This is a genomic window from Youngiibacter fragilis 232.1, assembly GCF_000495435.3.
In the GTDB taxonomy this organism is placed as follows: Bacteria; Bacillota; Clostridia; order Clostridiales; family Clostridiaceae; genus Youngiibacter; species Youngiibacter fragilis.
Map to the genome: position 1 here is coordinate 1 of NZ_AXUN02000001.1, position 23,890 is coordinate 23,890.

At 49.7% G+C, this 23,890-nt stretch carries 19 protein-coding genes; 16 read left to right on the forward strand and 3 right to left on the reverse strand.

Annotated features, from left to right (window positions below; all coding sequences use genetic code 11):
- Nucleotides 1-179 precede the first annotated feature (179 nt).
- Nucleotides 180-1,250: a D-alanyl-D-alanine carboxypeptidase family protein gene (locus T472_RS00005; protein ID WP_023388888.1), complete on the reverse strand. Its 1,071-nt coding sequence runs from the start codon at nt 1,248-1,250 to the stop codon at nt 180-182.
- A gap of 177 nt (nt 1,251-1,427) precedes the next feature.
- Between T472_RS00005 and T472_RS00010 the strand changes: the two genes are divergently transcribed.
- From T472_RS00010 to pckA, 3 genes are all read left to right on the forward strand, one after another.
- Nucleotides 1,428-2,042, forward strand: coding sequence for an NUDIX hydrolase (locus T472_RS00010; RefSeq protein WP_023388889.1), 615 nt, complete (start codon nt 1,428-1,430; stop codon nt 2,040-2,042).
- Complete coding sequence (locus T472_RS00015) at nt 2,029-3,189, forward strand: iron-containing alcohol dehydrogenase (protein ID WP_023388890.1); 1,161 nt, start codon at nt 2,029-2,031, stop codon at nt 3,187-3,189. Before T472_RS00010 ends, T472_RS00015 begins: the two co-directional genes overlap by 14 nt.
- 300 nt (nt 3,190-3,489) lie before the next feature.
- Nucleotides 3,490-5,043, forward strand: coding sequence for a phosphoenolpyruvate carboxykinase (ATP) (gene pckA, locus T472_RS00020; protein WP_023388891.1), 1,554 nt, complete (start codon nt 3,490-3,492; stop codon nt 5,041-5,043).
- 73 nt (nt 5,044-5,116) lie between these two features.
- Here pckA and T472_RS00025 read toward each other — a convergent pair whose 3' ends face one another.
- Nucleotides 5,117-5,989 carry a class I SAM-dependent methyltransferase gene (locus T472_RS00025; RefSeq protein WP_023388892.1) on the reverse strand — a complete coding sequence of 291 codons (873 nt, stop codon included), beginning with the start codon at nt 5,987-5,989 and terminating at the stop codon, nt 5,117-5,119.
- A 253-nt stretch (nt 5,990-6,242) separates the two neighbouring features.
- On the opposite strand from T472_RS00025, the gene T472_RS00030 reads away from it, so the two are divergent.
- The 9 genes from T472_RS00030 to T472_RS00070 all read left to right on the forward strand — a co-directional run bounded on the left by T472_RS00030 (nt 6,243) and on the right by T472_RS00070 (nt 15,440).
- Nucleotides 6,243-7,076 (forward strand): undecaprenyl-diphosphate phosphatase, encoded by an 834-nt coding sequence (locus tag T472_RS00030; RefSeq protein ID WP_500691686.1) that lies wholly within the window; start codon nt 6,243-6,245, stop codon nt 7,074-7,076.
- A gap of 112 nt (nt 7,077-7,188) precedes the next feature.
- Entirely contained in the window at nt 7,189-7,947 is a 759-nt protein-coding gene (locus T472_RS00035) for a serine hydrolase (protein WP_023388894.1), read from the forward strand.
- 151 nt (nt 7,948-8,098) lie between these two features.
- On the forward strand, nt 8,099-9,289 hold the full coding sequence (locus T472_RS00040; protein WP_023388895.1) for a cytochrome-c peroxidase: 1,191 nt from the start codon (nt 8,099-8,101) through the stop codon (nt 9,287-9,289).
- A 262-nt stretch (nt 9,290-9,551) separates the two neighbouring features.
- A complete protein-coding gene (locus T472_RS00045) occupies nt 9,552-10,082 on the forward strand; it encodes a GNAT family N-acetyltransferase (RefSeq protein ID WP_023388896.1) in 531 nt (176 codons plus the stop codon).
- Nucleotides 10,083-10,185: 103 nt separating this feature from the next.
- Nucleotides 10,186-10,875 (forward strand): response regulator transcription factor, encoded by a 690-nt coding sequence (locus tag T472_RS00050; RefSeq protein ID WP_023388897.1) that lies wholly within the window; start codon nt 10,186-10,188, stop codon nt 10,873-10,875.
- 4 nt (nt 10,876-10,879) lie between these two features.
- The gene (locus tag T472_RS00055; protein WP_023863191.1) at nt 10,880-12,241 is read left to right on the forward strand and encodes a sensor histidine kinase; all 1,362 of its coding nucleotides are present in this window, start codon (nt 10,880-10,882) and stop codon (nt 12,239-12,241) included.
- Nucleotides 12,242-12,456: 215 nt separating this feature from the next.
- Nucleotides 12,457-13,140, forward strand: a complete 684-nt coding sequence (locus T472_RS00060) for a polyphosphate polymerase domain-containing protein (RefSeq protein ID WP_023386892.1) — start codon at nt 12,457-12,459, stop codon at nt 13,138-13,140.
- Between the two features lie 33 nt (nt 13,141-13,173).
- Nucleotides 13,174-13,845, forward strand: coding sequence for a DUF4956 domain-containing protein (locus T472_RS00065; protein ID WP_023386894.1), 672 nt, complete (start codon nt 13,174-13,176; stop codon nt 13,843-13,845).
- The gene (locus tag T472_RS00070) at nt 13,842-15,440 is read left to right on the forward strand and encodes a CotH kinase family protein (RefSeq protein WP_023386897.1); all 1,599 of its coding nucleotides are present in this window, start codon (nt 13,842-13,844) and stop codon (nt 15,438-15,440) included. The genes T472_RS00065 and T472_RS00070 overlap by 4 nt, the downstream gene beginning before the upstream one ends.
- Before the next feature lie 115 nt (nt 15,441-15,555).
- Here the strand turns inward: T472_RS00070 and T472_RS00075 are convergent, their stop codons facing one another.
- Nucleotides 15,556-16,476: a Gfo/Idh/MocA family protein gene (locus T472_RS00075; RefSeq protein ID WP_160319104.1), complete on the reverse strand. Its 921-nt coding sequence runs from the start codon at nt 16,474-16,476 to the stop codon at nt 15,556-15,558.
- Between the two features lie 175 nt (nt 16,477-16,651).
- Between T472_RS00075 and T472_RS00080 the strand changes: the two genes are divergently transcribed.
- The 4 genes from T472_RS00080 (at nt 16,652) to T472_RS00095 (ending at nt 23,866) form a co-directional block, all read left to right on the forward strand.
- A complete protein-coding gene (locus T472_RS00080; protein ID WP_023386902.1) occupies nt 16,652-17,482 on the forward strand; it encodes a methyltransferase domain-containing protein in 831 nt (276 codons plus the stop codon).
- A 97-nt stretch (nt 17,483-17,579) separates the two neighbouring features.
- A complete protein-coding gene (locus T472_RS00085) occupies nt 17,580-19,520 on the forward strand; it encodes a DNA gyrase/topoisomerase IV subunit B (protein WP_023863193.1) in 1,941 nt (646 codons plus the stop codon).
- Nucleotides 19,521-19,532: 12 nt separating this feature from the next.
- Nucleotides 19,533-22,502 (forward strand): DNA topoisomerase (ATP-hydrolyzing), encoded by a 2,970-nt coding sequence (locus T472_RS00090; protein WP_023384750.1) that lies wholly within the window; start codon nt 19,533-19,535, stop codon nt 22,500-22,502.
- 188 nt (nt 22,503-22,690) lie between these two features.
- On the forward strand, nt 22,691-23,866 hold the full coding sequence (locus tag T472_RS00095) for an ammonia-forming cytochrome c nitrite reductase subunit c552 (protein ID WP_023384752.1): 1,176 nt from the start codon (nt 22,691-22,693) through the stop codon (nt 23,864-23,866).
- Nucleotides 23,867-23,890 lie beyond the last annotated feature (24 nt).

Below are 23,890 nucleotides of genomic sequence, written 5' to 3' on the forward strand. Positions count from 1 at the left end.
GAATTCTGATAAAATAACCATGCTAATTAATTTTAGTGGGAACCCTTCTCTGATTCAGTTTCGTAGGCGGAATTCAGGGAGGGGTTCTTTCCTTTCTATTCAATTCTTCCTCTCTGCCAGTATATCCGTCAATTTACGGACAGGCAAGCATGGCTACTCTACGTCAAAATTTTACGGCTCTAACATACAGTTCCTACAGGAGTACCGGCATCTATGCTGAAAGGATCCAGGTCCATGAGGGCAATGTCCTGAATAGCTTCCTTGGCATTAAGCTCGTTCGCATAGTAGGTGAGGCTCTCCTTTGCTACCACCGGAACCTCAAGTTTCTTGACAGGACCTATCCATCTGAACATCCTGTATTCGAGGTTCATTTTGGTGACTTCCTGACCCTGGGCGATCTTCACTGATTTTTCTTCAGCTGCGGATGCCGCAGCCAGGCTGGTCGTGTCTGTGAACACCAAAGTGTTCCCTGCATCGTTCTTTGAGTTCAGGTCGACAGTACCTATGGTTCTGCCTTCTATGACATAGACTGCGGCAAGGCATCTTCCGGCCTCTTCGGTATAGCCCGTCTTTCCGAACACATTCCCTGAAAGTCCGATGTTCTTGTTCTTGCTTATGACGGTGCCAAGAGTCTGGGTCTTGGTCTTGAGGACATATGTGTCAATTGATGCAACTTCGCTGATCCAAGGGTCCTTGTAGGCTGCGGTGAGCAGCAGCATTATGTCATACGCGGTTGAATAGTGGTCTTTGTCGTGCAGGCCTGTTGCATTCACGAAGTGAGTGCTCCTCATGCCGAGGTCTGAGGCCTTCTTGTTCATCAGTTCGGCGAAGCCCTCAACGGTTTCTCCGATGTTTATCGCGATCGTGGTTGCCGCATCGTTCGCTGAGCCGAGAAGAAGCGCATGCATCAGCTCGTCTGCAGAAATCTCTTCATTGTTTGCAATGGGCTTCAGGTTGAAGTACATCGAGTAAGGAACCTCGAGCCTTGCTTCCCTCGGATATTTCATATAGTCGAACTTTTTGTTCGAATAATGCTCCGAGAGTATGAGGGCAGTCATCAGCTTCGTTATCGAAGCTGGATACATAGGTTCGTCGATGTTCTTTGAGAATATGATCTCTCCTGTCTGGACGTCGAATGTAATGGCCGATGAGCCATTGATGTCAGGCATCGCGGCCTTTGCGGCAATTGAAGGAATGAGCATCAGGACCAGTAGCAATGAGGCTGTGAGCCTTTTAAGTTTTGTTCCCATGAGACCCCCTTGAAAGCATATATATCTGTTTATTATATAATACCATCTGAGGGGGATTTATTGAAGAAAAAGAGTGACAAACATTGCACCAAAACTTAACACTGTGTTCACAGGACAAAAGTGCACCAATTCCCTGATATTGCTATAATCTACTTATGAGTAGAGGAAGGTGATTCAATGAGACCATTGGAGATCTTCAGGGACAGGGTACCTGAAGCGATAGGAAAGTTCAGGAAATCAGCTGTAATGCTGATCATAGTTGAAGAGGACGGGGTGCAGAAGCTTGTGCTTGAAAAAAGGGCACTTACCCTCATCAAGCAGCCAGGTGACATATGTCTGCCAGGAGGCGGCATAGACCCGGGGGAGACCCCCAGGGAGGCTGCCATAAGGGAGACAAGGGAAGAACTGGGACTTTCCGAGGATGACATTGAGGTGATCGGACCCATGGACTTCTTCATAAGTCCGTACGGCCAGATAATGTATCCATTCGTTGCGAGAACCAGGATAACCGATTTCTTCTTCAGTCCGTTCGAGGTGGACTCTGTGCTCAAGGTTCCCCTGGAATTCTTCATGGAGACTGAGCCTATGCGCTATGACATGGATGTAAGCCCTGAGATAGGGGATGATTTCCCCTATGACCTGATACAGAACGGAAGGCAGTACAAATTCTCAAAAGGGATATCAACCCAGTACTTCTACAAGTACGAGGGACATGTCATATGGGGGTTCACTGCAAGAGTTGTAAAAAGCTTCATAGATATACTAAGGGAGGACAGGGATGAAGAACTTTGACTACAATAACCCGACGAGGCTGGTATTCGGAAAGGGCACGGCAGAGAACATAGGAAAGTACATAGCAGGTTATGGCGACAGGAAGGTGCTGCTCCTTTATGGGAAGGGCTCCATATTCGCCAACGGCACATATGACAAGGTGACAAGGTCACTGAGGGAGAACGGGATAGATTTTCTGGAGCTTGGCGGTGTAAAGCCAAATCCTGTGATTTCCAAGGTAAGGGAAGCGGTCGGCCTTATGAGGAGAGAGAAGGTGGATGCGATAGTTCCTGTGGGAGGGGGCTCGGTTTTCGATACGGCCAAGGCCTGCGCTGCGGGATACTTCCACGACGGGGACCCATGGGACCTCTATGAAGGCAAGGCAAAGGTTACAAAGGCGCTGCCCATCTACGGTGTTCTTACGATATCTGCAACAGGTTCTGAAATGAACCATAACTCCGTAATCATGAACGAGGAGGAGAAGAAGAAATGGGGTCTGGGTTCCAGGGCGTTCTATCCAAGGCTCTCCATAGTGGACCCTTCGATCCAGGCGACCCTTCCGAGAAACCAGACGGTGAACGGAGCCTGCGACACCCTTGCACATGTCTTTGAGGCATATTTCGGGGGTACACCTTCGACTAGGATGCAGGATGAGCTGAGCGAAGGGATAATGAGGACGACCATGGACAGCGTAAGGATACTTCTTGATGACCCGTCAGACTATGATGCGAGGGCTGAGCTGGCATGGGCGGCAACACTTGCCCTGAACGGGCTCAACGGCCTCGGCAGGGCAGGAGACTGGGCTTCCCATGGGATCGAGCATTCACTCTCAGCCTTCACTGATATAGCGCATGGCGAGGGTCTTGCGATCGTATTCCCTGCCTGGATGAAGTACGTGTACAGGGAAGACCCTGAAAAGTTCGCAAGGTTCGGTGAGAAGGTGCTTGGAATCGAGAAGGCATCGGCTGAAGAAATGGCACTTGATGCGATAGAAGCCCTCAAGGTGTTCCTGAGAAGCATAGGGGCACCCGTGACTCTAAGGGAGAGGGGATTCACTGAGGATATGCTCCTTCCCATGGCGGAGAACGCGGTCATGAAGGGAAGCCTTGGGTCGCTCAAGAAGCTTGGCAAGGAGGATGTACTTGAGATACTGAAGATAGCATTCTAGAATTTTGACGATTCTAAAATATTGCCGCATCAATAATGACAAATCATCAATCTGGCCATTCCGCATTCATGGGGAATGGCTTATTTTTATCAAAAAACGTGACGGGACTTTTTTGGTCCCTGCAAAACATGCTGAAAAGGCATATTTTTTCGAAACTTTTATTAAATATTGTCAGATAAATGAAGGATAAATGAAAAATGACATTCACACCGTCAAAATATGAAATATATCTTGCAAAAAATCCTTCCCTGTATGACAATTGTATCAGAAATTGCATGAATCCAATCAGGGGGGATTATCTTGGGAAACGAAGACATATATTCAGCCATAGGTGAAGGAAGGCTGAAGGAGAACAGGTCCGTATCAAGGCTTGTGAATGACGCGGTAAGGAGAAGGGAAGGAAAGCTCACTGAACAGGGAGCGCTTCTGGTACTGACTGGTAAATATACGGGCAGGTCCCCTAAGGACAGGTTCATAGTGCTTGATGAGACCACCAGGGATACTGTGGCCTTCGGCAAGACAAACCTTCCTCTTTCTGAGGAAGCATTCTCAAGGATCAGGGAAAAGGTAAAGGCCCACATGGCTGACAGGGACATGTTCCTTGTCAAGGCGAGGGCAGGAGCTTCTGAGAAGGAGACACTGAAGATAGATGTGCTTTGCGAGAATGCGGCACAGGCACTCTTTGCCACCCAGATTTTCATAAAGGACAATGGGCGTCAGGGAAAGCCTGATTTCACCGTAGTTGCAGTTCCAAGCCTCATGCTTTCAGGAAAAGAGGACGGAGTGAATTCAGAGGCGGGTATCCTCATAAGCTTCAAGGAGAGGCTGGTAATCGTCTGCGGGACCTGCTACCTTGGAGAGATAAAGAAATCCATATTCAGCGTAATGAATTACCTTATGCCGGAGGACGGCATACTTCCGATGCACTGCTCGGCGAACACCGATGAAAGCGGCAATACTGCACTTTTCTTCGGTCTTTCGGGAACCGGCAAGACCACGCTCTCCGCTGATTCCAAAAGGATACTGATAGGCGACGACGAGCACGGATGGGCTGATGACGGAGTCTTCAACTTCGAAGGCGGCTGCTACGCAAAGACCATAAACCTCGACAAGGAAAAGGAGAAGGAGATCTACCAGGCCATAAGGTTCGGATCGCTCCTTGAGAATGTTGTCGTCAACAAGAATGGCGAACCTGACTACACAGATGCGACACTCACTGAGAACACAAGGTGCACATACCCCATAGGATATATAGACAATGCCTCGTCGAAAGGCACAGGGTCCATACCGAGGACGATACTGTTCCTGACTGCCGATGCATTCGGAGTGCTGCCTCCAGTATCAAGGCTTACTAAGGAAGGCGCCATGTACCATTTCATGTCAGGCTATACCTCTAAGCTTGCAGGAACCGAGCGTGGGATAGTCAATCCTGAAACCACCTTCTCAGCACTGTTCGGCGAACCGTTCATGCCGAGGAGGATCGAGGAATACGCAAGGCTTCTCGGGGAAAAGATAGAAGCCCACGAGACCGATGTCTACCTCATCAACACGGGATGGACCGGCGGTGCCTACGGTACGGGAAAAAGGGTCCCGCTGAAGTACACAAGGCTCATGGTTGAGGCTGCCATAGAAGGCAGGCTCAAGGATGCGGAATACGAGAAGGACCATGTATTCAACCTGGACATTCCTACTGAAGTGGACGGGATACCAAAGGAGCTCCTTCATCCGAGAAGGCTGTGGAAAGATGCGGAAGAGTATGACAGGACATCACTGATGCTTGCCGAGAGATTCAAGGAGAATTTCAAGAGATTCCCCGATGCAGATGATACCATAAGGATGGCTGGACCGTTCTGATGATATGAAAAGGCCCCGAAGCGATTCGGGGCCTTCAGCATTCACTGTGAAGAATCATCTGAAACAGCCAAGATCAGATCTCCCTTGCCTTCCAGCCGATAACCATGGTCTTTGATTCCCTGAAGAACTTAACCTTTCCGTCCTCCTCCAGGGAGAAATAGGGCTCCAGGTTATTCCTGAATATCCTTTCCTCTTCCTCGTCAAGGAGTGGGTTGTCAAAGTCCGTGAGGGACATGAGGGCGATCTTCCTGAGGTCCTGGTAAGCATCCTCCCTGGTCATGTAGGTCCTTTCGAAGCCATCATTGAGAAGGCTCATTACCGGGTCAAGGCCAAGGTCGTAAAGCATGTTGAAAATGGTATTGTAGCCATATATCCTATGGGCTGCAGCCTCCTCCTTCCTTGATTCCCTGCCCCTTACCCCAAGAAGCATCTCGCTCTGGATATCCTTCAGGTTAGGATAGTCGTAGGGATAGATGACGAAGACATACTTTTTCGAAAGCACATTCAGCTTCCTTATGTCCTCAAAACCGACAGACCTTGTGGTTATGACCACATCAAACTTCTCTCCTGGCTTTCCGGGCTCAGGAAGTGACCAGTCAAGCCTTCTGAAGATGATGTTGTCCTGTTCGGCCTTCCTTGCATTGTCCTTGCAGACAGCCAGCATCCTTTCAGACGCATCGAAGGCAGTGAGCTTCTTTACGCGCTTTGCGACAGGGAGAGCAAGCCTTCCTGATCCGCAGCCGACAATGAGGACAGAATCAGCTGTGGAAAGCGGCAGGGAGCTGCACTGGTTGGTCGTGTATTGCGTGCCAAAGCCTGCCAACTGGTCGAAGGAGGATGCAAGCTTTGCCATAATCTCGGTTGATTCAGTGTCATGACCTGCAATACCTGGATTCGAGGCCGGCCCCATCTTCTGAAGGAGACCCCAATTAATTAGGCTTTCCATGATGAACCTCCTGTAATGATAGCGATTTTGGGAAATAATATTTATACGCTAATTATATCAAAATATCCCCAATGGCATTATTAAATTAAATGATGGAATATGAACAGATTGTAACGTGGTTTGTCCAGGACATATCACTTGGCCGGAGAGATACAACCATAAAATTGGAGTGAATTGTCTGCTTACATCGGTTTACATGGGCTCACTGCAGGATTATAATGTAAGGAGCGAAATTCCGGAGGTATTTATGGATATATATTTCATATTCAAGGCAGTGGTAATAGCGATAGTTGAAGGCATAACTGAGTTTCTTCCTGTATCATCTACTGGCCACATGATAATCGTGGGAGACCTGATAGGTTTTCCTGAGACCGAGTTCACCAAGATGTTCAATGTCGTCATACAGCTGGGGGCGATACTTGCCATAGTGGTACTGTACTTCAACAAGCTCATGGGGCTCCTCATATCGCTCCTTAGAGGCGAAAGGCGCGGGATCGCCTTCACCAAGGCTCTAGTCATAGGCGTCATACCGGCAGGGATCCTCGGGGTGCTTTTCGAGGACATAATCGACAAGTACCTGTTCAAGCCGATACCTGTCATAATCGGGCTCTTCGTTGGAGCCGTGCTCCTTATAGTTGTCGAGAACAGGTTCAGGAGGAAGGCGAAGACCCATGATGTGGAGGATATCACTCCAATGCAGGCTCTGAAGGTAGGCTTGTTCCAGTGCCTTGCCATGTGGCCGGGAATGTCCAGGTCATCTTCCACAATAATGGGAGGATGGATATCAGGACTTTCATCCTCAGTTGCTGCAGAATTCTCATTCTTCCTTGCGATTCCCATAATGCTTGGAGCATCGCTCCTGAAGCTCGTGAAGTTCCAGATGGAGTTCGGGCTAGGCAGCCTCCAGTCAACTGAGCTTGTATCCTTCGGACTGGGGTTCGTGGTTGCATTCGTAGTAGCCCTCATTTGCGTCAAGGGCTTCGTGGGATTTGTGAAGAGAAGGCCCATGAGGGTCTTTGCAGTATACAGGATAGCGATATCAATAATCCTCGTGCTGCTTGCCGCATTCAAGGTCGTGTCCTTCTAGGACCGCCCTTATAGCACATCAAGCCAAGTTGCAGAATTTCTTAAGCACTTAATAAATATCCCCTTATGTGATAGAATGTATATGATTCAAAATAAAGATGGAGCTGAAAAGTATGAAAGAGATTAAAAGATATCTTGAAGACAGGCTTGGAAAATACAGTTTCTATTTTGAGGACCTTAAGTCCGGTTACATCTTCGGATACAACGAACATGTGAAGATGACTTCTGCAGGATGCATGAAGCTTCCGGTAGCGATGGTCGTAATGAAGGAAATCGAGACAGGGAAGCTTTCACTTGACCAGATGGTCATGGTGACGGAGAAGGACAAGGTTGAAGGGTCCGGTATCCTGAAGGAGTTCCTTGAGAGGGAGTATTCCATAAGGGAGCTCATAACCGTAATGCTCATGGACTCGGACAATACGGCTACCCAGAAGCTGGTATCCCTTCTTGGATACAGGAACATCAATTCATACATCCAGGAGATGGGCCTTAAGAACACTATGATGAACGACATGCCAGGCTCAGTCATCAACCTGACAACGAGCTTTGACCTCTCCATGTGCTGGAAGCACCTGAAGAACAGGAGCTACATCAACGACGAGAACTCGCAGCTTCTCATAGACATACTTAAGAAGCAGCACAAGAAGACAAAGACCGCCTTCTACATTGAAGAGCCACTTAAGTCGAGGATCGCTTCAAAGCCCGGCGACATGGACGGAGTCGAAAACGACACTACCCTTATAGAACTCCAGAAGGGTGACTTCGTGTTCACCATAATGAGCTCAGAGCTACCAAACAGCGTCTACGGACTTGTAAGCCTTGCTAAGGCAGGCAAGATGATCTGGGACAACATAAAGTACAACTGGAGCTAAGGAATCCCCCCGCATCGCGGGGGTTTTTATTTTCACTGAAATCTGAGAAATCCTGAACAAAGTATTCACTTTTTGTTATTCCTTGGTTCACCAAGAGAAAGTTTATTGCATAGTATAATCTAAGTGTAAAAAATGTCAGGAGGGGTTAGACATGAAGATCCGGAAGAGATTGCTTCTTGCATCGCTCATGACGCTTCTCATTGTCCTGCCGGACGTACCAGCTGCGGCTAACCTGGAGGTTCAAAGTGCATTGACGCCGATGGAGACACTAGGTAAGATGATCTTCTTCGATACTGACTTATCCGCGAATTCAATGATGTCCTGCGCTACCTGCCATGCGCCTGAAGTCGGATACACAGGACCTGACGCTATCGTCAATGATACCACTGTCGTTTACCCGGGTGCAATATCAACAAGGTTCGGAAACAGGAAGCCGCCGACCGCAGCTTATGGCGGTGAAAGCCCGGTACTCTATTTCGACGAGACTGAAGAACTCTGGATAGGCGGAATGTTCTGGGACGGAAGGGCTACAGGCTGGACCCTGGGGGATCCCCTTGCCGAGCAGGCACAGGGACCGTTCCTCAATCCTCTTGAGCAGGCTATGCCTAACGCAAGGACTGTTTGTGTAAAGGTAGCCCTGTCTGACTACGCTGGCCTTTTTGAAGAGGTTTGGGGATCTGGCTCCCTTGATTACAAGAAGGATGTTACTGGAACCTATGAGCGTATAGCAAGGTCCATTTCAGCATACGAGAAGAGCGATGAGGTAAATCCCTTCTCATCAAAATATGACTTCTATCTAAAGGGTGAAGCTGAGCTTTCAGAGCTTGAGCTTGAGGGTCTGAACCTCTTCAATGGAAAGGCAATGTGCTCTGCATGCCACATTTCTGAAGGGGAGCAGCCGCTGTTCACTGACTTCACATATGATAACCTGGGAATCCCGAGAAATGAGGACAACCCGTTCTACGATATGCCGAAGAAGTGGAATCCTGACGGGGAAGAATGGACAGACGTGGGATTGGGAGGTTTCCTTATGGCTGCAGGGTACCCTGAAGAGGTATATGAGCCTGAACTAGGGAAGTTCAAGGTTCCGACCTTAAGGAACGTAGACCTCAGGCCATATGAGGGTTTTGTCAAGGCGTTCGGTCACAACGGCTACTTCAAGTCACTGGAGGATATAGTTGAATTCTACAATTCAAGGGATGAAGGGGACTGGCCAGAGCCTGAGTATGCAGCAACCATGAATTCGGACGAGCTCGGCAGCCTTGGCCTTACACCGCATGAGGTTGACGCCATAGTAGAGTTCCTGAAGGCACTTTCCGACGGATATGAGCCTTTGGATTAGATTGACTATTACCTGGTAAAATTTTAGTGTCAAACAAGCCGGTCGAATGGCCGGCTTTAGTTTTGGATTTTATACACATGGTGTTTGGTAATGCATATTATGATGTGATTTTGGGGAATATGAATGAGTTCAGCAGGATATATATATTTTTGAGTTTTAAAAAATATTTTTTTGATATTGTACCTTTTTGGAATCAACCATGTTTACAAACCGTTTACACAACACTATAATTTAGTAAAAACAACAGGTAAGGTGTACTTAAATGGAACTGTCATCAGATATCCAGGAACTGGTAATCAGGGAAGCGACATCAAGGGATAAGGATGCAATAAAAGGGTATATTGTTAAGAATGGAAGGGACAGCAAGACCACGACCTTCGGTGACCTCATGTGGCACAACATGCTGGAGCTAGGTGACGGTATGCTCGATAAGCACCTGTCAAGATGGGGCAACCATGTGCTGCTCGCATTATCCGGGGATTCCATAATAGGGCTCGGGATAGTAGCATCTTCAGGAACCGACAAGTTCAGGCATATAGGTGAGCTTACTCTCTCCATACGTGAGGATTACTGGAACATGGGCGTTGGGCGTGAGCTGATCCAGAGGACCATACTTGAATGCAAGGAAAAAGGAGTCATAAGGAAGCTGAACCTGAGGGTCAGGGAGGACCAGGAGTCCTGCAGGCAGCTCTACAAGTCACTCGGCTTCTATGAAGAGGGTACGCTCTCGAGGGATGTCTGCATAAGCGGGATGTTCTTCTCATCCATATTATACGGAAGGAATATCGACTGATCCGAAGCGGTGCTTAAGGCACCGTTTTTTTCTTGCCCGTTTTCGTGGATTTTGCGTAACATGGACATCCAAAATCATATATACTCAAATAGAGGTGTTTGATATGAACGAGAGGATATATATCGCCGAGGATGAGGCAGGCATCAGGGAAACAGTGAAGACTTTCCTTGAAAGCGAAGGTTACCAGGTTGAGGACTTCATGAACGGAGACCTGCTTTACGACAGGTTCCTTGAGGAGCCCTGCGACCTTTGCATACTGGACGTACTTATGCCGGGCTCCACAGGCTTCCAGATAACAAAGAAGATAAGGGACATAAGCTCAGTCCCCATAATAATACTTACAGCAAGGGACAGTGACATAGATTATGCCACGGGGATAAACCTCGGGAGCGACGACTACTTCACGAAGCCATTCAGCGCGATATCCCTTGTAATGAGGGTAAAGGCAATGCTGAGGCGCGTCCAGCTTGACAGGAATGGGAGGGGCCAGGAGACTGAGGAAAAGGTTGCCTTCGGTGACATTTCGATAAACAGGAAGACAATGAAGGTTACAGCAGGCGGGTCTGAAGTGGACCTGACGCCGAGCGAATACAACCTTCTGCTTTACCTTGCCGAGAACAGGGACAGGGCTGTGTCAAGGGATGAGCTCCTGGACAAGATCTGGGGCTACGGCAAGGACATAGAGACAAGGGCGTGCGACGATACGGTAAGAAGACTGAGGAAGAAGCTCCAGGGCTCGAAGGTAAAGGTAGAGACCGTGTGGGGCTTTGGATTCACTCTCAAGGAGGAATGACCTGATGGTCAGGAGAAGAAGCATAAGGACAAGGCTTGTCATGATGGTGGCGGCGCTAATGGTGGCTGCCTTTGTGGCGGTCTTCGCGGCATTCAAGCTGCTCATAACAAACTACATAGAGAACAATGCGAACGAGATCCTTTCAACATCAACGGAGTATGTGAGGACGGACCCGAAGACAGGTGGCACCATCCCTGAAAAGGATGACAGGAAGCCTGCAGGAAAGGCGGAGGCAGTCATCATGTCAGAGGACTACGAGGTGCTGTTCCCGACACAGAGGCCGCTGCCGTTTGAAAGCTCCAACGATTTCGGGGACTTCACGGAAGCGCTGAAGGCGGAGCAGCCTGACCTTTCATCCGACGAGATAAGGAAGGTAGAGACGGAATCCGGGCTTTTCTACTATACTTCGGTGGCCAGCAGGAACCTTCCGGGAGGCTATGCGGTCTTCTACATCAACATGACGGACATGTACCAGCTCGAGACCAACCTCAGCAGGCTCCTATGGATAACCATGCTTGTGGCCCTTGCAGGGGCGCTGTTTGCCGCCAGCATGATAGCCGCGAGGATAACAGGTCCCATAAAGCACCTGTCAAGCTTTGCCAGAAGGATAGGTGACGGGGACTACGGGAAGCTCGACGAGGACTTCAAGGACCTGGAGCTCCATGACCTCAAGAACGTCATGAACGACACGACAAGGAAACTCGAGGAGTACGATACTGAGCAGAGGGTGTTCTTCCAGAACGTATCCCATGAGCTGAGGACGCCTCTCCAGATCATCAAGAACAACGCGGAAGGCATAGAGCATGACCTTCTCGACAAGGACAGGGCATCAGCCCTAATAAGGCAGGAGACTGACAAGCTGTCCGAGCTCGTCGAGGACATCATATACCTTTCAAGGCTTGAGGCCAGGTCAAGGGACATGGAGCAGTCAGAGAATGACCTGAGGGAGACGCTTTCCTATACTGTAGAGAGGTATTCCACTCTCCTTAAGAGGAATGGCATAAACGTCCGCTATGATTTCCAGGATGAGCCCGTCATGTTCACATATGACGAGAAATCCATAGAGAGGGCATTCCAGAACCTGCTTTCAAATGCGGTAAGGTATGCAAAGGATGAGATAAGGGTAAGCTGCAGGGAGATGGACGGAAGGATAGTCATATCTGTCGCTGACAACGGCAAGGGGATCAAGGAGGACGAGCTTCCGAGGATATTCGACAGGTTCTACAAGGGCGAGAACGGGGTACATGGGATAGGGCTCTCCATCGTTAAGTCCATAGTGAATTCCTACGGAGGAAGGATCGAGGTAGAGACCGGTCCGACAGGTACTGTGTTCACGATATTCCTAAGCACAGTGAAGAGACAGTGAAAGAAAAATTAAGGAGATACTGTTCAGGATCAATCTGAGAGTATTAACGCATATGGGAATTGGAGACTGCATCCTCTTTGGGTGCAGCCTTTTAATATTCTGGAGCAATTCAATGTTTTGCGGGAATTTTACATGAGATTTACGCAATATTTACGGGGATTCACTGTGCCTTCGAAGCGTAGAATTATCATAGAGAAGGAAAGGAGGGACAGGCCGTGGAAGAAAGGTGCTACAGGAACGAGTACAAGCACATAATATCGCAGTCGGCAAGGGCATCGCTGAGCGCAAGGCTGGCTAGGATCCTTGAAATGGATGAGAACTCGAAGGGGAAGCCCTATGTCATAAGGAGCCTTTACTTTGATTCCCTGTATGATGAGGCGCTCAGGGAAAAGATAGACGGGGCACCTTCACGTGAGAAGTTCAGGATAAGGTACTATAACCATGACCAGAGCTTCATAAGGCTGGAGAAGAAGGTGAAGGAAGGTTCCAAGGGCTATAAGCTGAGCGCCAGGCTCACAAGGGAAGAAGCGGAATCTATCATCAATGGGGATTTCGAGTTCCTGAAAGACAAGGAGGACCAGCTTCTTCTCGACTTCTACATGAAGTCCAGGACAAAGTTCCTGAAACCGAAGTCGATAGTCATCTACGATAGGGAGGCATACACCTTCAGGCCTGGAAACGTAAGGGTGACCCTTGACTGCAACATCAGGACATCAAGGGATGTAACGGACTTCTTCTCGGAGAACCTATCCCTCATAGAGGACGGTGAAGGCAAATGCGTGCTGGAGGTCAAGTTCGACAACTTCCTGCCTGAGCTCATAAGGGACCTTGTGCAGGTGAACGAGACCATGAGCACATCAAACTCCAAGTACATGACAGGCAGGCTCATGTGGGGTTAGGAATCATACATATTTTGAATGGAGATGTTAAACATGAATTTTGAGGACATACTTAAATCAAGCTTTCTGGAACAGGTAACAGCCTTTTCCATAGTCGATGCGGGGATAGCCCTGGGTGCTTCATTCCTTCTCGGAATGTTCATCTACACCGTGTACAGGAAGACCTTTGCTGGTGTCATGTACTCGAAGCCCTTCAACACATCGCTGGTACTTCTCACCATGCTGACGACCTTCGTCATCCTGGCGGTAACCTCCAATGTGGTGCTGTCCCTTGGTATGGTAGGTGCGCTTTCAATCGTCAGGTTCAGGACAGCTATAAAGGATCCCCTTGACCTTGTCTTCCTGTTCTGGGCGATCGGCGGAGGGATAGTACTCGGTGCAGGCCTTCTCCCACTGGCGCTCATGGCTTCGATCATAATCGGGGGAGTGCTTGTGGCATTCGAATCCCAGAGCTCCAAGGAGTCGCCCTACATACTCCTTGTGGACCTTGACGGTGAGCTTGCCGAGGTAAGCGTGTCCGAGCTCCTGAAGAAGAGGTTCGACAAGGTCAGGCTGAAGTCCAAGACCATGTCAAAGGGTGACATGGAGCTGATCTTCGAGGTAAGGATAAAAGGCTCTGATACAGCATTCGTGAATGAGCTGACTTCAATCAGGGGAGTGAGGAACGCATCACTTGTCAGTTACAATGGAGAGTATGCGGCATGATGGAAAGGGCATACAGGAGGAATATGCTGAGGGACCTTCTCATGAGCCTTCTTGTGATGGCTGCCTCAGTAATCGCGATTCTTTCACTGCCATTCGACTTCATTGCTGTCGAGGCTTCCGAGTTTTATGCCGATGGCTATTTCCAGAGGAATGCCATTCTGGAAGTTGACATCTCGATTGATGATGAGCTTCTAAAGGATATGCTTGAGAACGCAGCAAAGGAAGAGTACAGGGCTGCGGACATCACATTGAACGGTGACAGGTATTCCGGAGTGAAGATAAGGACCAAGGGCAATTCAAGCCTCTCATCGGTCTCAAGGTCTGGTGGTGACAGGTACAGCTTCAAGGTGGAGCTTGGGGATGACCTGCAGCTTAACCTCAACAACATGTACTCAGACCCTTCGTACATGAGGGAGTTCCTGTCATATGAGATCATGGAAAAGTTCGGGATGAAGGTTCCTCTCTTCACCTATGCGAAGGTCTCGATAAACGGGGAGTACTTCGGATTGTACCTTGCTGTTGAGAGCATACTTGAACCGTACCTTGAGAGGAATTTCGAAGATGCTGGCGGCGACCTTTACAAGTCTGACGGGAACACTTTAGACTACATCGATGACGAAGAGGAAAGCTACAAGGGACTGGAGATAAAGACCAATGAGGATGACTACGACTTCAGTAAGGTGACTGAACTTCTTAAGGCAATAGAGACAGGGGTGGACCTTCCGGAGCATCTCGATGTTGACAGCGCCCTGAGGTATATCGCAGCGAACACGGCTCTTATGAACTTCGACAGCTATCTTGGCAATTTCGGCCATAACTACTACCTCTATGAGGTGGACGGGAAGTTCTCGATCCTACCCTGGGACTACAACATGTCCTTCGGAGGTTTCGGGATGGGTGTATCATCAGCCTCATCCGTATACATAGATGAGCCTGTCCAGGGCAGCCTGTCATCGAGACCTCTTGTACAGGTGCTGTTAAGCAATGAGGGGTATCTTGAAGCGTACCACAGCTACCTTGAGGAGATAGCTGAAAATTACCTTAGCGAGGAATACCTCGGGAAGAGGATAGGGGAGATAGACAGCCTCATAGGGGACCTTGTAAGGACAGACCCCACGTCATTCTACACCTACGCGGAATACCAGGAGAACATCTCGGATGTGACCGAGGAGGAACTTGAAGAGATTCAGTCGGGTCAGGTGGAAACTGAAATGGTGGTTCCTTCGAAAAATGGCAATGAAGGGAACAAATTTCCAGGCAGGGACCCTCAGGGTGGAATGAATGGCGGAAGCGTACCAAAGCTCAGGCTTGCAGCATACGGCATGGCAGAGAACATAAGGCTGCAGCTCCTCGGAGAGAAGCCCTCGACAAATGGAGGCAACGGCTCTTCCGCTGGCGGCAGGGATGTCGGTTTTGGCAAGGGTATGCCGGGTGATGTCCGCATGGATGACAGGATCAGGGAGGTACCAACAGATGAGGTACCGGTCCGGGATGACAATGACTTCCTGATTGCGGCAGGCCTTTCCGCCGCCATGGCGGTATTCCTCCTTCTGCTTCTTATAAGGAAGAGGAGAAGGTTTGACAGCATAACATGAATTCTGCAGCGCCGACACAGGCGTATATATAGATTTTCTTTTTCGTGTTCCCTCCAAGATACGAAACGGCAGACAAAGACAGTGGCTCCGGTTAGCTTTCCGGGGCCACTGTCTTTTAGTAGGACTTAACTATGCTGTCTATCATCCTCTGTGTCGCCAAAGCTTCCCTGCCGTTTGAGACCGGCTCCTTTTCGCGGTTAAGGACGTCAAAGAAATGGAGTATGGCATCTTCGAAGCCCTTCAGCCTTTCCGGGGTGTTCCATGGTGAAGGGTACTCGGTGATTAGGCTTCCATTCTTCTCGGTTTCAAGGACTGACATGTCAATGACCCTGTAGGTAGCACCTTCGGTAATGACCTCAAGTATCTCACGGTCAAGTCCCGAATCCCTGTGCATTATTGTCTGTATCCTGCAGCCCTCGGGACTCCTGAAGAAGTGCTCTGCGTATATGAGCTGGTTTTCGCTGTTCACTGCAAGCTCCCCGTCGACTAGTATGAGCTTGCCGTCAAAGAGCCATCTTGCAGTATCGACGAGATGTATGTAGTCATCCTTCAGTGTGAACTCGAAATCCTTCGGGCCTATGCCATCGGACCTGTTCTTAACTATCCTGATAAGTGAGGTGCTTGTTATGTGGTCCTTGAGGAATCGGTACATTGGAGCGAATCTCCTGTTATATGTGACCATGAGGTTTACATTGTTCCGTACTGATGAGAGCACAAGCTTCTCGCACTCATCAACGGTTTCAGCCAAAGGCTTGTCCATGAGCACATGTTTGCCCCGTTCGAGGAAGAAGGAGGCGATCTCATAATGGCTGTCGGTGCTTGTGTTGATTACGACCGCATCGACGTTTTCAGCCATTTCCTCCAGCGAATCAAAGACCTTTATCCTGTACTCCTCACCGAAAGCCTTCCTCTTCTCCTCGGACCTGGAATAGCAGCCGCTTAGTGTCCAGTCCTTTTCCTTAAGGAGGACAGGCATATAAGCCTTCTTTGAGATCGATCCGAGACCCACCAGGCCGAGCCTTGTCTTTTCAGCCATTGACATCACTCCCTTTCCTCCAGCCCGTTCAGGCTGGCCCTTTGATTAGATTATACGTATTGTTGCAATAGTTTACAATCCATTGTTTTGGGCATTACCTTGCCTTGAAGCCTTCTGTTCCTTCAGTTCCAAGAATCTGGTATAATTCTATGGTGAATGGAAGGATGGTGCTGTCATGCTAACGAAGATTGAAAGAAGGACCGAGTCCATCAAGGAGCTCGGGATACTTGAATGCCCAAGGTGCAGGGGGAGTATAGCGGTTGATGGGAAGAGCCTCAGGTGCCCGTCAGGTCATACATATGACTTCTCGAAGAAAGGCACTGTCAATTTTGTGCTTGGCTACGGCGGTGAGAACTACAGCAAGGAGATGCTTGAGTCACGGAGAAAGCTGATGAGGCTTGGACTTTTCGACGGGATACTTGACAGGATCGCAGCTGCTGTAATAGAATCAGGAATCTCTGAGCCTGTCATCCTGGATGCTGGCTGCGGAGAGGGGACCGGGCTTGAATACCTTGACCTTAAGCTGAGGGAGAAGGGAATCAGTCCGAAGCTTGTGGGCATAGATATCTCAAGCGGTGGGATAACAATTGCAGGCAGGACTGAAAAGGACATACTGTTCTTTGTCGCTGACCTGGGCAGCCTGCCCTTTGCTGACAAGAGCTTTGATTTCGTCATAAACATGTTCACTCCCGCAAGCTACAGGGAATTCAGGAGAGTACTGAAGCCAGGCGGCAAGGTGCTCAAGGTGGTGCCTGAAAAGGAGCACCTAATAGAGCTCAGGAAGGCTTTCGGTCTCAAGGAGTACTCCAACGAGGACATAGTCGCCCATATGGAGGAGAGCATGTCAGTCCTTTCAAGGGAAAGGATAGACACGGTCTTTGATGCTGAAGGCAACGGTGAGGAGCTTCTGCTCATGACTCCCATGCTCTGGGGCAAGACTGAGGGGAAGAGTGCCATGGCTCCCGAATCAGTGACGGTTTCCGCTTCGCTCTTCATGATTGAATAGGGTGTCACTGATGTTTCAATTTTTTTCGCCATGATGTATAATCGAGATGGCGGGCTTTTAGAACAGATGTTCAAAGCTGATGGTGCAGGAGGTTTTTATGGAAGATAGCAAGAAATCATACAGCGTGACCGACCTGACTTCCCTTGAGAAGCTGGAGCCGGTAAGGATAAGGCCGGGAATGTATATCGGCAGCACCGGGACGAAGGGCATACACCACTGCGTCTGGGAGATCCTGGACAATGCGATAGATGAGATAACCAACGGTTACGGGGATACCGCCACTGTCATACTCAACAGGGACAGGAGCGTTACCGTAAGGGACAACGGCAGGGGGATACCTGTAGGGATACATCCCGTAAAGAAGATCTCAGGTGTGGAGATGGTCTACACTGAGCTCCATACGGGAGGAAAGTTCAACAACGACAACTACAAGACATCAGGCGGTCTCCACGGAGTCGGGGCCTCTGTTGTCAACGCCCTGAGCGAATGGCTCGTGGTCGAGGTCCATAAGGACGGAAAGATACACAGGCAGAGGTTCGAATACGCATATGACGAGAAATGCAGGAGGAAGATGCCTGGTACACCGGTCACAAAGCTTGAGGTCGTTGGAAAGACAGACAGGGAAGGCACCAGCGTCACATTTCTCCTGGACAAGGATGTCTTCTCAAGCATTGACTACAAGCTCGAGGTCATAGACGAGAGGATGATGGAACTTTCCTTCCAGAACAAGGGAATAACACTTGTTCTGAGGGATGAGAGGGGCGATGAGCCGCTTGAGAAGGTCTACCACAGTGAAAGGGGCCTCCTTGACTTCATCGACTACCTCAACGAGTCGAAGACAGTACTCCATCAGGAGCCAATACTCTTTGAAGGTGAGAGAAGTATCGGAAACATGATGCTCCAGGGGGAGGTGTGCGTCCAGTTCACGGACTCAACGCTCGAGACCCTTGCAAGCTATGTCAACAACATCCCTACCACCGAGGCGGGTACCCACGAGTCGGGCTTCAAGACGGGAATGACCAGGGCCTTCAAGGAGTGGGGAAAGAAGCTGGGTATTGTCAAGGACAAGGACTTCGAGGGTGACGACCTGAGGGAAGGCATGACTGCCATAGTCAAGGTCAGGCTCAATAACCCCATGTTCGAGGGACAGACGAAGAACAAGCTCGGAAACAATGAGGCCTATACCCTCATGAACGACCTGTCATACACGAAGTTTTCAGAGTGGATAGAGGACCATAAGGAAATAGCTTCATCGCTGATATCAAACGCGCTTGATGCCGCACTCCGCAGGGACAAGATAAAGAAGATAAACGAGGCCGAGAGGAAGAAGGTCGGAAAGGGCACAGCACCTCTTGCCGGAAAGATAGCCGTATGCACCATGAAGGAAAAGGAAAGCCTTGAGTTCATAGTGGTTGAGGGTGACTCCGCTGGCGGGTCTGCGAAGCAGGCAAGGGACAGGCGGTTCCAGACGATAATGCCTTCAAAGGGCAAGATCATGAACACAGAAAAGCAGAAGCTTGAGAACGTATTGGGATCCGAGGAGCTCAGGATCTTCAACACAGCGATCGGAACAGGCACGCTCGATAACTTCAGGCTTGAAGACCTCAAGTACAACAAGGTGATCATAATGAGCGATGCTGATGTGGACGGATACCACATAAGGACGCTCTGGATGACATACCTCTACAGGTACATGAGGCCCCTCATTGCGAACGGGCACCTTTACCTGGCACAGCCGCCGCTGTACAAGGTATACAAGAGCGGTAAGAACGGCGAGGTCCACAGGTATGCCTACTCGGACAGTGAGCTTGAAGAAGCAAAGAAATTCATAGGGAAGGGATTCATGATACAGAGGTACAAGGGGCTGGGCGAGATGAACGCGGAGCAGCTGTGGGATACCACGCTTAACCCGGAATCAAGGACTCTCCTCAGGGTGACCATCGACGACGCAGCAAAAGCCGAGAGGATGATCTCTCTGCTCATGGGAGACGTTGTGGAGCCGAGGAAGAACTACATGTACAAGTATGCTGAATTCTAGGAGGTCTCGCTTTTGTCTAAAAAGAACGCACTACCAAAGGACAACAATATAATCAACGTACCCCTCGAGGAAGCCATGCCCGACAATTACCTCCCCTATGCGGTGGAGGTTGCCAAGGACAGGGCTCTTCCTGATGTCAGGGACGGCCTGAAGCCTGTCCACAGGAGGATACTCTACGGGACATACCTCCTCAAGGCATTTCCTGACAGGCCATACTTCAAGTCAGCAAGGATAGTCGGTGACATACTCGGTAAGTTCCATCCTCACGGGGATTCTTCGGTATACGACTCAATGGTTATCCTGGCACAGGATTTCACCACCAGGGCACCCCTCATAGACGGACACGGAAACTGGGGATCGATGGACGGTGACTCGGCTGCCGCCATGAGGTATACGGAGGCAAGGCTTTCGAAGGTCGCCCTCGAGATGATAAGGGATATCGACAAGGATACCGTAGACTTCACCCCGAACTATTCGGATACGGAGATGGAGCCGGTGGTGCTGCCTGCGAGATACCCGAACCTCCTTGTCAACGGGGCTTTCGGAATAGCTGTAGGACTAGCCACGAACATACCTCCCCATAACATGAGGGAGGTAATCGACGCAACCTGCGCATTCATCGATGACCCTGAAATAACAACTGAAGGGCTTATGAAGCACGTTAAGGGACCGGACCTTCCGACAGGGGGGATCCTCATTGGAGAAGAGGACCTTAAACAGGCCTACACAACAGGTGAAGGCAAGGTGACTCTCCGCTCGAGATGCGAGATAGAGAGGCTCCCTAACGGGAGACTTGGTATAGTCATTACTGAGTTCCCGTACAGGAAGAACAAGGCAAGGCTCCTGCAGCAGATCTCCGACATGACAGCTGACAAGAAGCACCAGAAGGCCCTTGAGTCGATAACCGACATAAGGGATGAATCGGACAGGACTGGCGTGAGGGCTGTCATAGAGTTCAAGAAGGCAGTTGACGAGCAGACAGCTGAGAAGATACTCCTATACCTTTACAAGAGATGCGACCTTCAGATAAACCTCAACTTCAACATGGTGGCACTATCCAAGGGTAAGCCCGAGACCATGGGTCTCAAGAGGATCATCAAAGAATACGTCGAACACCAGAAGGAGATCATCACGAGAAGGACCCTCAAGGAGCTTGACATAGCGAAGAAGAGGTTCCACATTGTGGAGGGCTTCATGAAGGCCATCGATGTGCTTGACGAGGTCATCAGGACGATCAGGCAGTCGACCTCCAAGGCGAACGCGGCTGAGAACCTCATGAAAGGCTTCGGATTCACTGAACCTCAGGCCCAGGCCATACTTGAGCTCATGCTGTACAGGCTCACAGGACTCGAGCTTAAGGTCTACATCAAGGAGCACGGGGAGCTCAAGAAGCTAATAGCCTCGCTGGAAAAGATAATCGCTAGCGAGAAGGAGCTCATGAAGCTCATCAAGAAGGAGCTCCTGGAGGTTTCCGCAAGCTTCGGGGACGACAGGAGGACCGAGATTATAGCCGATGCAACGGAGGCGGTAATAGATGCCAGCGACATCATGGTCGAAGAGGATGTCATGGTTACAGTCTCAAAGGACGGATTCCTGAAGAGGCTGCCTTTAAAGAACTTCCAGAGGGTATCCTCTGATGTGTCAGCCATAGAATACAGGGAGGGTGACTCCTGCAGGCTCCTTGTCCAGAGCAACACCAAGGAGATGCTCTATGTGTTCGGGTCAAGCGGCATGCTTTATCAGATAAAGACCCACTTACTGCCTGACCTGAAATGGAAGGAGAAGGGCGAAAGGCTTGACGAGTTCGTAAAGGGCATAGACCTGTCAGAGGAAGAGATTGTTGCAGCCTTCACCATAAGGGACCCTGATGAAGAGGCTGTGGTCAAGTTCATGACAACCAGAGGAGGTCTCAAGAGGACTCTCCTTGAAAGCTTCAAGACAAACTACTCCAAGATATCGGGAGTCAAGCTGAAGGATGGCGAAAAGGTATGCGCGGTAGTGCTTGAGAGGGGAAGGATCCTTGAGGACAACACATTAGGTGAACTTCTGCCTAAGGCATACAAGGAACGCGTTCTCGAAAGGGAGTCCATCCTTTCAGAAGGGATACCTGAAAAGCCAATGTTCGTGAGAATACTTACAAACAGGGGACTTGACTTCACCGTGCCGGAGGCAGATGTGCAGATAAAGGACAGGATGATAGTACCTGACCAGTTCCTGACTATGCCGCCTCAGGATGAGATAGCCAGGGTACATTTCGAGAATGACTACGAGGCCAGGGAGTTCAACCTTACTGTCACTGAAAAGGGAGAGATAAAGGTAACTGCCAGGGCAGGAAGGTCAAAGTCTGCTTATAATGTAACGGGGGCCTCATACCTGTCACTCGTTGCGGTGACAAGCCTCGGGGCATACTGCAAGATACCGATGTATCTCTTTGAGAACCTCCAGGAACCAATTACCCTGTCTGACCTTTACGGGGACATGATGAAGGGTGAAAGGGTAGTCGGTGTGTTCACAATGGAGGATGAGCTCTACGACGACAGGGAGGTCTACATGGCCACTGAAGGTGGCCTTGTGAAGAGGACTCCGATCTCTGATTTTGTCGGTGACTCAATGTCAGGAAGCGTCATAAGGTTCAAGGAGCCTGACGACCGTCTCGCGTACGCGGGAGCCTTCCCGGGAAGCATATCAGCTTCCATGCTGATGGTGACTGAGAAGGGCATGGCAATAAGGTTCGAGACCGAATCCATCTCACTGCTCTCAAAGAACGCATCTGGAGTCGTGGGAATAAACCTGAAGGAAGAGGACAGGGTATTCTTCGCATCCGTCGTGACGACGGAGAAGGAGCTGGTTCTCTCATCGAAGGGATTCCCTGACAAGAAGGTGCCCCTTGAGGACATCAAGCTCCAGAACAGGGCTGCCAGGGGCAAGAATGTATTCATGGTGGTACTTGGAGACAAGGTGAGCAAGGCTGACATAATATAGATAATTAACCGTACATAGGGCAGGACCTGCACAATCTTTGCAGGTCCTGCCTTTCTCTTAACACAATGTTCAATGATGATGCCTTTATCTTGAGTCCGCTGATTGATATAATATATTTAGCGATAATAATTAACTGAATATTGGTTCAATTACACCAGGAGGTTTTATGACCTGAAAGGAAGTGTGCAATGAGGAGGAAGTTACTGCTTCTGATTTTTGTGTCCGCACTTTTCATGATGGCAGGCTGCTCAGGCAAGGAGGATGAGATGATCTCGGCCAAGGACTGGCAGTCCAAGCACCCGGACGTCTATGCGACATACCTTGAGAACAGCCAGATGAATGCTACCACATATGGAGGGTCCATCCAGACAGATTATCTTGAGAAGCACCCGTACCTGAAGGAGTTCTATGAGGGCTATGGCTTCAGCGTCGAGTATCTGGGGGCGAGGGGCCATCTGTACGCACTTGAGGATGTCATAGCGACAAAGAGGCCGAAGGCCGCAGCAAGCTGCCTTGCCTGCAAGACAAGCGATTTCGTAGCTCTCCTCAACAAGGAGGGGATCAAGGCGAATTCCCTTGATTTTGCAGCTGCTGTCAAAGAGGACTTTGAGACGATCAGCTGCTATGACTGCCACAAGAATGAACCTGGAGTCGTCAATGTTACAAGAACGCACCTGACTACAGCACTTACTGCCGCTAAGGCTGAAATCGCTCCGGGACAGCAGGCCTGCGCCCAGTGCCATGTTGAATACTATCTCGCTCCTGATACAAAGGAGGTAATCCTGCCTCTTGCCAAGGGTTTTGACACAGATGACATGCTTGCATACTATGATGGGATAGGTTATTCAGACTGGATCCACCCGAGGACAGGAACCGAAATGCTCAAGGCTCAGCATCCTGAATTCGAGACCTACCAGGGAAGCATACACAGTACAATGGGAGTTACCTGTGTCACCTGCCATATGCCTGAAGTGAAGGGCGAGAAGCTTGAATCCTTCAATTCCCATCACTGGACAAGCCCTCTCCTTTCGATAAAGGAATCCTGCCTCAAGTGCCATTCGGGTGAAACAGAAGGCTCAATGACATCAATGGTGGAGAGCATACAGAAGGGTGTCTATGAGAAGACCGAAGAGGTCGCAGGAGTGATACAGCAGCTGATAACCGAGCTAGACAAGGCTGTGAAGGATGGAAAGCTTACAAAGGAAAAGCTTGATGAGGTAAGGGAGCTGCACAGGCAGGCCCAGTTCAAGTGGGATTTCGTGTTCGTTGAGAACAGCGAAGGCTTCCACAACTGGGAGAAGTCGAACAAGAACCTTGATGAAGCGAAGGAACTTGCACTTAAGGCACTTGAACTTCTGAAGTGACCAAAATCCCCGGCGGGGCCTGCT

Excerpts from the sequence above, each read along its gene's own strand:
- T472_RS00005 (WP_023388888.1), bottom strand. The coding sequence starts at position 1,250 with ATGGGAACAAAACTTAAAAGGCTCACAGCCTCATTGCTACTGGTCCTG.
- T472_RS00010 (WP_023388889.1), top strand. The coding sequence starts at position 1,428 with ATGAGACCATTGGAGATCTTCAGGGACAGGGTACCTGAAGCGATAGGA.
- T472_RS00015 (WP_023388890.1), top strand. The coding sequence starts at position 2,029 with ATGAAGAACTTTGACTACAATAACCCGACGAGGCTGGTATTCGGAAAG.
- T472_RS00025 (WP_023388892.1), bottom strand. The coding sequence starts at position 5,989 with ATGGAAAGCCTAATTAATTGGGGTCTCCTTCAGAAGATGGGGCCGGCC.
- T472_RS00035 (WP_023388894.1), top strand. The coding sequence starts at position 7,189 with ATGAAAGAGATTAAAAGATATCTTGAAGACAGGCTTGGAAAATACAGT.
- T472_RS00040 (WP_023388895.1), top strand. The coding sequence starts at position 8,099 with ATGAAGATCCGGAAGAGATTGCTTCTTGCATCGCTCATGACGCTTCTC.
- T472_RS00045 (WP_023388896.1), top strand. The coding sequence starts at position 9,552 with ATGGAACTGTCATCAGATATCCAGGAACTGGTAATCAGGGAAGCGACA.
- T472_RS00050 (WP_023388897.1), top strand. The coding sequence starts at position 10,186 with ATGAACGAGAGGATATATATCGCCGAGGATGAGGCAGGCATCAGGGAA.
- T472_RS00055 (WP_023863191.1), top strand. The coding sequence starts at position 10,880 with ATGGTCAGGAGAAGAAGCATAAGGACAAGGCTTGTCATGATGGTGGCG.
- T472_RS00065 (WP_023386894.1), top strand. The coding sequence starts at position 13,174 with ATGAATTTTGAGGACATACTTAAATCAAGCTTTCTGGAACAGGTAACA.
- T472_RS00070 (WP_023386897.1), top strand. The coding sequence starts at position 13,842 with ATGATGGAAAGGGCATACAGGAGGAATATGCTGAGGGACCTTCTCATG.
- T472_RS00075 (WP_160319104.1), bottom strand. The coding sequence starts at position 16,476 with ATGGCTGAAAAGACAAGGCTCGGCCTGGTGGGTCTCGGATCGATCTCA.
- T472_RS00080 (WP_023386902.1), top strand. The coding sequence starts at position 16,652 with ATGCTAACGAAGATTGAAAGAAGGACCGAGTCCATCAAGGAGCTCGGG.
- T472_RS00085 (WP_023863193.1), top strand. The coding sequence starts at position 17,580 with ATGGAAGATAGCAAGAAATCATACAGCGTGACCGACCTGACTTCCCTT.
- T472_RS00095 (WP_023384752.1), top strand. The coding sequence starts at position 22,691 with ATGAGGAGGAAGTTACTGCTTCTGATTTTTGTGTCCGCACTTTTCATG.